Source organism: Paraburkholderia sp., assembly GCF_036488505.1.
Lineage (GTDB): Bacteria > Pseudomonadota > Gammaproteobacteria > Burkholderiales > Burkholderiaceae > Paraburkholderia.
Genome location: NZ_DASXHN010000363.1, coordinates 1 through 8,034 on the forward strand (window position 1 = coordinate 1; position 8,034 = coordinate 8,034).

8 protein-coding genes are annotated in these 8,034 nt (G+C 64.9%); all 8 read left to right on the plus strand.

All coding sequences use genetic code 11. The annotated features are described in order from the left end of the window. Positions 1-312, plus strand: a 312-nt coding sequence (locus tag VGH68_RS21560) for a MarR family transcriptional regulator (RefSeq protein ID WP_331605737.1), incomplete at its 5' end; no start/stop codon positions are given. A 19-nt stretch (positions 313-331) separates the two neighbouring features. Continuing rightward, positions 332-1,183, plus strand: coding sequence for an enoyl-CoA hydratase family protein (locus VGH68_RS21565; protein ID WP_331605738.1), 852 nt, complete (start codon positions 332-334; stop codon positions 1,181-1,183). A gap of 1 nt (position 1,184) precedes the next feature. Further along, positions 1,185-2,396, plus strand: coding sequence for an acyl-CoA dehydrogenase family protein (locus VGH68_RS21570; RefSeq protein WP_331605739.1), 1,212 nt, complete (start codon positions 1,185-1,187; stop codon positions 2,394-2,396). Continuing rightward, on the plus strand, positions 2,393-2,833 hold the full coding sequence (locus tag VGH68_RS21575) for a thioesterase family protein (protein WP_331605740.1): 441 nt from the start codon (positions 2,393-2,395) through the stop codon (positions 2,831-2,833). The genes VGH68_RS21570 and VGH68_RS21575 overlap by 4 nt, the downstream gene beginning before the upstream one ends. After that, a complete protein-coding gene (locus tag VGH68_RS21580; RefSeq protein ID WP_331605741.1) occupies positions 2,833-3,228 on the plus strand; it encodes a RidA family protein in 396 nt (131 codons plus the stop codon). The genes VGH68_RS21575 and VGH68_RS21580 overlap by 1 nt, the downstream gene beginning before the upstream one ends. A gap of 84 nt (positions 3,229-3,312) precedes the next feature. Next, positions 3,313-4,953, plus strand: a complete 1,641-nt coding sequence (locus VGH68_RS21585; RefSeq protein WP_331605743.1) for an AMP-binding protein — start codon at positions 3,313-3,315, stop codon at positions 4,951-4,953. A 44-nt stretch (positions 4,954-4,997) separates the two neighbouring features. Beyond that, on the plus strand, positions 4,998-6,221 hold the full coding sequence (locus VGH68_RS21590; RefSeq protein WP_331605744.1) for a dienelactone hydrolase family protein: 1,224 nt from the start codon (positions 4,998-5,000) through the stop codon (positions 6,219-6,221). A 91-nt stretch (positions 6,222-6,312) separates the two neighbouring features. Next, positions 6,313-7,806, plus strand: a complete 1,494-nt coding sequence (locus VGH68_RS21595) for an MFS transporter (RefSeq protein ID WP_331605745.1) — start codon at positions 6,313-6,315, stop codon at positions 7,804-7,806. The last annotated feature ends 228 nt before the right edge of the window (positions 7,807-8,034 follow it).

The following is an 8,034-nucleotide window of genomic DNA, read 5'->3' on the forward strand; positions in this document are numbered from 1 at the left end:
GAACGTCATCCGCAAGGGCTGAAGATGACCGAGCTGTCGCGCCGTCTGATGGTGACGGGCGGCAACGTCACCGGCATCACGGATCAGCTCGAAAAGGAAGGGCTGGTGGTGCGCGACACCGACCCGAACGATCGCCGCTCGATCAGCGTGTGCCTGACGCCGGCCGGCCGCAAGGCGTTCGACAAGATGGCGGTCGCGCACGAGCAATGGGTCGTCGAAATGTTCGGCGGCCTCAGCGTCGACGAAAAAATGCAAACCCACCAGGACCTCGGCAAGCTCAAGCAACATCTGCTCGACAGCCTCAGAGGCTGACCCCGCACAGGAGACAGACATGACACGATCCAACGCCGACGCGCTGCTGGCCGGCAACCGCCTGACGCTCGCCGGATACGAAGCGAAGCACTTCGGCTGGTCGGTGAGCAACAAGGTCGCGACGATCACGCTGAACCGCCCCGAGCGCAAGAACCCGCTCACCTTCGAATCGTATGCGGCGTTGCGCGACCTGTTCCGCGACCTCGCGTACGCGACCGACGTCAAAACGGTCGTGCTGCACGGCGCCGGCGAAAACTTCTGCTCCGGCGGCGACGTGCACGACATCATCGCGCCGCTGATCGATCTGCCGATGCCTGAACTGCTGCTGTTCACGCGCATGACCGGCGACCTCGTGAAGGCGATGCGCCATTGCCCGCAGCCGATCATCGCGGCGGTCGATGGCGTATGCGCCGGCGCCGGCGCGATCCTCGCGATGGCCTCGGATATGCGTCTGGCCACCGCGCGCAGCAAGCTCGCGTTCCTGTTCACGCGCGTCGGCCTCGCGGGTTGCGACATGGGCGCCTGCGCGATCCTGCCGCGCATCATCGGCCAGGGGCGCGCCGCCGAACTGCTGTTCACCGGCCGTTCGGCAAGCGCTGACGAAGCGCATGCGTGGGGCTTCTACAACCGCCTGTGCGAACCGGCCACGCTTCTCGAAGAAGCCCACCAGCTCGCGGCCGATCTCGCGGCCGGCCCGAGCTTCGCACACGGCATCACGAAGAAGATGCTGCACCAGGAATGGAGCATGAGCATCGACGAAGCTATCGAATCGGAAGCGCAGGCCCAGGCGATCTGCATGAGCACGCGCGATTTCGAGCGCGCATACAACGCGTTCGCGGCGAAGACGCGGCCCGTGTTCGAAGGAGACTGAGTTGAGCGCCGATCACCGGAACCCTGAAGTGGATCTGCATAGCCCGCTCGCGTGGCCGTTCTTCGAGCCGCGCCACCGCGAACTCGCGGCCGCTATCGACGCATGGTGCCGCGCACATCTCGAGCATGACGCGCACGGCGACACCGATGCGACGTGCCGGCGGCTCGTGCGTGAACTCGGTACGGCAGGCTGGCTGAAATACGGCGTCGGAGGCGTCGCGTACGGCGGCCACGGCGACACGATCGATACGCGCGCGGTTTGTCTGCTGCGCGAAACGCTTGCGCGCCATTCGGGCCTCGCCGATTTCGCGCTTGCAATGCAGGGCCTGGGTTCGGGTGCGATCTCGCTCGCGGGCACGCATGAACAGAAGTCCCGCTATCTGCCGCGCGTCGCGAGCGGCACGGCGATCGCCGCGTTCGCGCTATCGGAGCCGCAAGCGGGCTCGGATGTCGCGGCAATGGCGCTCGCCGCGCGCGAAGACGGCGATCAGTACGTGCTCGACGGCGAAAAGACGTGGATATCGAACGGCGGCATCGCCGACTTTTATGTGGTATTCGCGCGCACCGGCGAAGCCCCGGGCGCGCGCGGCATCAGCGCGTTCGTCGTCGATGCCGATACGCCGGGCTTAGAAATCGCCGAACGCATCGACGTGATCGCGCCGCATCCGCTCGCGCGCCTGCGCTTCACGGGCGCGCGCGTAGCGCGCAGCCAGATGCTCGGCTCGCCCGGCGAAGGCTTCAAGATCGCGATGCGCACGCTCGATGTTTTCCGCACGTCGGTGGCGGCGGCATCGCTTGGCTTTGCGCGTCATGCGATGGCCGAAGCGCTCGCGCGAGCGTCGTCGCGCCAGATGTTCGGACAAACGCTCGGCGACTTCCAGTTGACGCAAGCGAAGCTCGCGCAGATGGCGCTGACCATCGACAGCAGCGCGCTGCTCGTCTATCGCGCCGCATGGCTGCGCGACCAGGGCGAGAGCGTCACGCGCGAAGCCGCGATGGCGAAGTGGCACGCAAGCGAAGGCGCGCAGCAGGTGATCGACGCGGCCGTGCAGCTATACGGCGGCATGGGCGTGCAAAGCGGCACCGCGGTCGAGATGCTGTACCGCGAGATCCGCGCGCTGCGCATTTACGAAGGCGCGACCGAGGTGCAGCAGTTGATCATCGGCCGCGATCTGCTAAAGACGCATGCGGCCGCGAACGGTAACCCGTCATGAACGCGTCGTTCGAGCGGCCCGTGCGCATTCGCTTCTCGCACTGCGATCCGGCGGGCATCGTGTACTTTCCGCAGTACCTCGTGATGACCAATGTGCTCGTCGAAGACTGGTTCAACGAGGGCCTGCGGATCGACTACGCGCACATGATCAGGCAACGCAGGATCGGTCTGCCGATCGTCAAGCTCGACTGCGAATTCTCGCGGCCGAGCCAGATGGGCGAAACAATCCTGCTGACGCTCAGCGTTGCCACGATCGGCCGCAGTTCGATCGGCATCGAAATTCGCGGTCATTGCAACGGCGAAACGCGCTTTCGCTCGCAGCAAAAACTCGTGTTCATGTCGTTCGACACCAGCAAATCCATTGCTATTCCCGGCGACATCGCGAGCGCGCTCGCAGCGTTCGCCCCACCGTCCCCGTCCACCGAGGCGCATCGCTGATGAAAAAAGCTCTCCTTCCCGCCGGCTGGATCAAACCGCGCGGCTACGCGAACGGCGTCGCGGCGACCGGCACGCAGGTATTTATCGCCGGCCAGATCGGCTGGGACGAACAGGCACAGTTCCACACCGACGACTTCGCCGCGCAATCCGCCCAGGCGCTGAAGAATCTGCTGGCCGTGCTGCGCGAAGCGGGCGGCAAACCCGAAAATTTGGTGCGGCTCACGTGGTACGTGACCGACAAGCGCGAGTACCTGGCGTCGCTGAAGGATATCGGCCGCACGTTTCGCGAGCTGATCGGCGACTACGACATCGCGATGAGCGCGGTGCAGGTCGTCGCGCTGATGGAAGACCGCGCGAAGGTCGAGATCGAGGCGACCGCGGTGATTCCGCATTGACCGTGGTACGCATCCAGAACCCGCGCCCACGCTCTCACACCTAACCGAAGCGCACTGTCCGGCTCAACGCCCCCGGAGACCATGATGGAACCGTCAGCACACGTCGACACCTTCGCGCGCGACAATCTTCCGCCGCAGGATCAATGGCCCGTCTTTCTGTTCGACAATCCGGACATCGCGTATCCGCCACGGATGAACTGCGCGACCGAACTGCTCGACCGCACCGTCGAAGCGGACCATCGTGACCGGCCGGCCATCTGGTCGGACGTGGACGGCAAACCGCACGCAACCACCTACGGTGCACTGCTGGCGCTAGTGAACCGCAGCGCCCATGTGCTCGTCGATGAAATGGGGCTGCAGCCGGGCAACCGCGTGCTGCTGCGGGGTCCAAACACGCTGCAGATGGCCGTCGCGATGCTCGCGGCACTGAAAGCGGGTCTCGTCGTCGTGCCGACGATGCCGCTGCTACGCGCGAAGGAACTCAAGCAAGTCATCGAGAAAGCGCAGGTCACCGCCGCGCTATGCGATGCGCGCCTGACCGCAGAACTCGAACGCTGCATGAATCCACAGGACGAGTTCTACTGCGCGACCCTGACGCAAATGCGCCGCTTTCACGACGATTCCGCCGATTCGCTCGACACGCTCGCGCTCGACAAACCCGAGCACTTCACCGCGTGCGACACCGCCACCGACGACGTCTGCCTGATCGCATTCACGAGCGGCACGACCGGCTCGCCGAAGGGCTGCATGCATTTCCACCGCGACGTGATCGCGATGTGCGATCTGTTCCCGCGCCATGTGCTGAAGCCGTCTCCGAGCGATATCTTTTGCGGCACGCCGCCGCTCGCGTTTACGTTCGGCCTGGGCGGGCTGCTGTGTTTTCCGCTACGCGCCGGCGCGTCGACGGTGCTGATCGAAAAGCTCACGCCGCCCACTCTGCTGGAAGCAGTCGAGCGTTTTCACGCGACCGTCATGTTCACCGCGCCGACTTTCTATCGGCAGATGGCGCCGCTCGTGGCCACGCATAACGCGTCGTCACTGAAGAAGTCCGTGTCGGCTGGCGAGGCGCTGCCCGATTCGACGCGGCGTCTATGGCGCGATGCGACCGGCATCGACATGATCGATGGGATCGGCGGCACCGAGCTGATCCACATTTTCATTTCGTCGCAGGGTGCGGAGATCCGGCCGAACGCGATCGGACGCGCCGTGCCGGGCTATGTCGTTCAAGCCGTCGACGACGACATGCAACCGGTGCCGCCCGGCACGATCGGCAAGCTCGCGGTGCGCGGACCGACCGGCTGCCGTTATCTCGCCGACGACCGGCAACTGCGCTTCGTGCGCGACGGCTGGAATCTGCCGGGCGATTCGGTGTATGTCGACGCGGACGGCTACGTGTTCTACCAGGCACGCGCCGACGACATGATCGTGTCGGCCGGCTACAACATCTCCGGCCCGGAAGTCGAAAGTGTGCTGCTGCAACACGAGGCGGTGGCCGAATGCGGTGTGATCGGCGTGCCGGACGAAACGCGCGGGCAGATCGTCAGGGCCTTCGTCGTGGTCAATCCCGGCTATACGGCCGACGACAAACTGGTCGCGCAACTCCAGGATTTCGTTAAAAATAGCGTGGCGCCGTATAAATATCCCCGCGTCATCACCTTCGTCGGCGCGCTGCCGCGCACCGAAACCGGCAAGCTCAAACGTTTCGAGTTGCGCACGATGACGTAACGCACTTCTTTTTGCAGCTGATCGGCTGCGCGGAGGCAGACTGCATGTCCGGCTCTTTCATCGAAGTCGTCGCCCAGGATGGCGGCCGTTTCAACGCGTATGTCGCGCGCCCCGCGCAAGGCTCCGGCCCGGGGCTCGTGCTGCTGCAGGAAATCTTCGGCGTCAACGACACGATGAAGGCGAGCGCCGATCGCTACGCCGAAGAGGGCTACGTCGTGCTGGTGCCCGACCTCTTCTGGCGCATCAAGCCCGGCATCGAACTCGGTTACGGCGAAGCCGACATGCAACAGGCGCGCGGCTATCTGAGCCAGTTCGACGCGGATCTCGCGGTCAACGACATCGCCGCTACCATCGCCGCTTTGCGCGAGCTGCCCGAACAGGTCGGCAAAGTCGGTACGGTCGGCTACTGCCTCGGCGGCAAGCTCGCGTTTCTGAGCGCGGCGCGCACCGACGTCGATTGCGCGGTCAGCTATTACGGCGTCGGCCTCGATGCGCTGCTCGACGAAGTGCCGGCGATTCGCTGCCCGATGGTGTTTCATTTCCCCGAAAACGACGCGCACTGCCCGCCCGCAACCCGCGAGCGCATTAGCGCCGCGTTGCGCGCGCGGCCGCACATCGAGCAATACGTGTACCCCGGTTGCGACCACGCATTCGCGGCGCCGCAGCGCGCGCAGTACGACAAGCCGGCCGCGATGATGGCGTATTCGCGCTCGCTCGCGCTGCTGCGCAAGGTGCTCGGTCCGGTCTACGATCTGAACGCGCTGTGGGAAGCGCATTGCTACCACGAGTTTGCGACGCGCGACGTCGATGCGGTGATGCCGACGATGGTCGCCGAGCCATACGTCAATCACGTTCCGACGATGACTGGTGGCGTCGGGCATGACAGGCTCAAGCGTTTCTATACGCATCACTTCGTCAACTCGAATCCGCCCGACACCAAGCTGATTCCGATTTCCCGCACGATCGGCTCGGACCGTATCGTCGATGAATTCATTTTCAGTTGCACGCATAGCTGCGAGATCGACTGGTTGCTGCCGGGCGTCGCGCCCACCGGCCAGTATTTCGAGGTGCCGATGCTGGCGGTCGTGTGCTTCCGCGGCGACAAGCTTTACAACGAGCACATCTATTGGGATCAGGCTTCGGTGCTGGTGCAGGTCGGACTGCTCGATCCCGAGGGGCTGCCGGTGGCGGGCATCGAAAGCGCACGCAAGTTGCTCGACGAGACGTTGCCGTCGAATCAGTTGATGGGTGGCAAGTCGAAGGTCTGAGCATGAAGGGCGGCTGGCGGCCCAACTGCCGGTTCTCCACCACGCCCCAAGCTCAGGATTTCGTAGTTGTGACGCACACAGGAGCCCCCGCATGACTCAGTCCCTTCACGGCAAGCAACGCTGGCTCGCGCTGATGGTGCTGTGCCTCGGCGTGCTGATGATCGTGCTCGATACGACGATCGTGAACGTCGCGCTGCCATCCATCGCGGCCGACCTCGGCTTTAGCGAGACCTCACTCGTGTGGGTCGTCAATGCATACATGCTCACGTTCGGCGGCTGCCTGCTGCTCGGCGGACGGCTCGGCGATCTGTATGGCCACCGGCGACTCTTTCTCGGCGGTATCACGCTGTTCACGCTCGCGTCGCTCGCGTGCGGGCTCGCGAATTCGCAGATCCTGCTGATCGCCGCGCGCGCCGTGCAGGGTCTGGGCGGCGCAGTCGTCTCCGCGGTGTCGCTGTCGTTGATCATGAATCTGTTCACCGAAGCGGGCGAGCGCGCGAAAGCGATGGGCGTGTATGGCTTCGTCTGCGCGGGAGGCGGCAGCATTGGCGTGCTGCTCGGCGGGCTGCTGACGAACCTGCTCAGCTGGCACTGGATCTTTCTCGTCAATCTGCCGATCGGCATCGCGGTGTACGCGCTCTGCGTCGCGCTGCTGCCGTCCGTGCGCGGGCACGCTCACGGCGAACGGCTCGACGTGGCCGGCGCGCTCAGCGTAACGGCATCGCTGATGCTGGCCGTCTACGCGGTCGTCAACGGCAACGAGGCCGGTTGGACCTCGCTATCAACGCTCGGTCTGCTCGGCGCGGCGCTCGCCCTGCTCGCGCTGTTCCTGCTGATCGAAGCGAAGGTCGAACATCCGTTGATGCCGCTGGGTCTCTTGCGTTTGCGCAACGTCGCGACTGCGAACGTGGTCGGCGTGCTATGGGCGGCCGCGATGTTCGCGTGGTTCTTTATTTCGGCGCTGTACTTGCAACGCGTGCTCGGCTATCGGCCGTTGCAGGTCGGGCTCGCATTCCTGCCCGCGAACCTGATCATGGGGTTCTTTTCGCTCGGCCTGTCGGCCCGCGTGGTGATGCACTTCGGACTGCGCCGGCCACTCGCGGCGGGTCTGCTGACCGCCGCCTGCGGACTCGCGCTGTTCGCGCGGGCGCCCGTCGACGGCAGCTTCGTGCCCGACGTATTGCCTGGCATGATCCTGCTCGGCTTCGGCGCGGGCATCGCGTTCAATCCGCTGCTGCTTGCCGCGATGAGCGACGTCGATCCGGCCGATTCGGGTCTCGCCTCGGGCATCGTCAATACGTCGTTCATGATGGGCGGCGCGCTCGGCCTCGCGGTGCTCGCGAGCCTGGCGGCCGCGCGCAGCGATGCGATGCCGGCATCGACGAGCCCGGGCGCCGCGCTCAATAGCGGCTATCACGTCGCGTTTCTATTCGGTGCGATTTTTGCCGCGATCGCGGGGATTCTCGGGCGCTTGCTGTTGCGGCCGGGGCTTGCGGGTGGCGCGCAATTGCAAGCGGCTGGCGATGCGTCATCGCCGGCGGTCGACGCTTCGCGCGACTCGCGCGCGGCGACGGAGAACTATTGAGCGGCAGGCGCTGTCGTCGCGGCTGCGCCGCATTTCGAGCAGTATGGGGAGCAGTTCTATCCGGTGACGGGGATGGGCGGCGTCGAGAGGTGTGGTTGCCGTTGAACAGTTGACGGTCGATTTAGCGGATGGCCGCAGAGCTCGGCCATCCGCTAGATCGATTACGTTGCATGCCTGGTGTCATGCATCCCTGGTGCATCGTCATATTCGCGCGAAATATCCTTATTC

Bases quoted from the DNA above. Each gene is read 5' to 3' on its own strand.
- VGH68_RS21595 (WP_331605745.1), top strand. From the start codon at position 6,313: ATGACTCAGTCCCTTCACGGCAAGCAACGCTGGCTCGCGCTGATGGTG.
- VGH68_RS21575 (WP_331605740.1), top strand. From the start codon at position 2,393: ATGAACGCGTCGTTCGAGCGGCCCGTGCGCATTCGCTTCTCGCACTGC.
- VGH68_RS21590 (WP_331605744.1), top strand. From the start codon at position 4,998: ATGTCCGGCTCTTTCATCGAAGTCGTCGCCCAGGATGGCGGCCGTTTC.
- VGH68_RS21580 (WP_331605741.1), top strand. From the start codon at position 2,833: ATGAAAAAAGCTCTCCTTCCCGCCGGCTGGATCAAACCGCGCGGCTAC.
- VGH68_RS21585 (WP_331605743.1), top strand. From the start codon at position 3,313: ATGGAACCGTCAGCACACGTCGACACCTTCGCGCGCGACAATCTTCCG.
- VGH68_RS21565 (WP_331605738.1), top strand. From the start codon at position 332: ATGACACGATCCAACGCCGACGCGCTGCTGGCCGGCAACCGCCTGACG.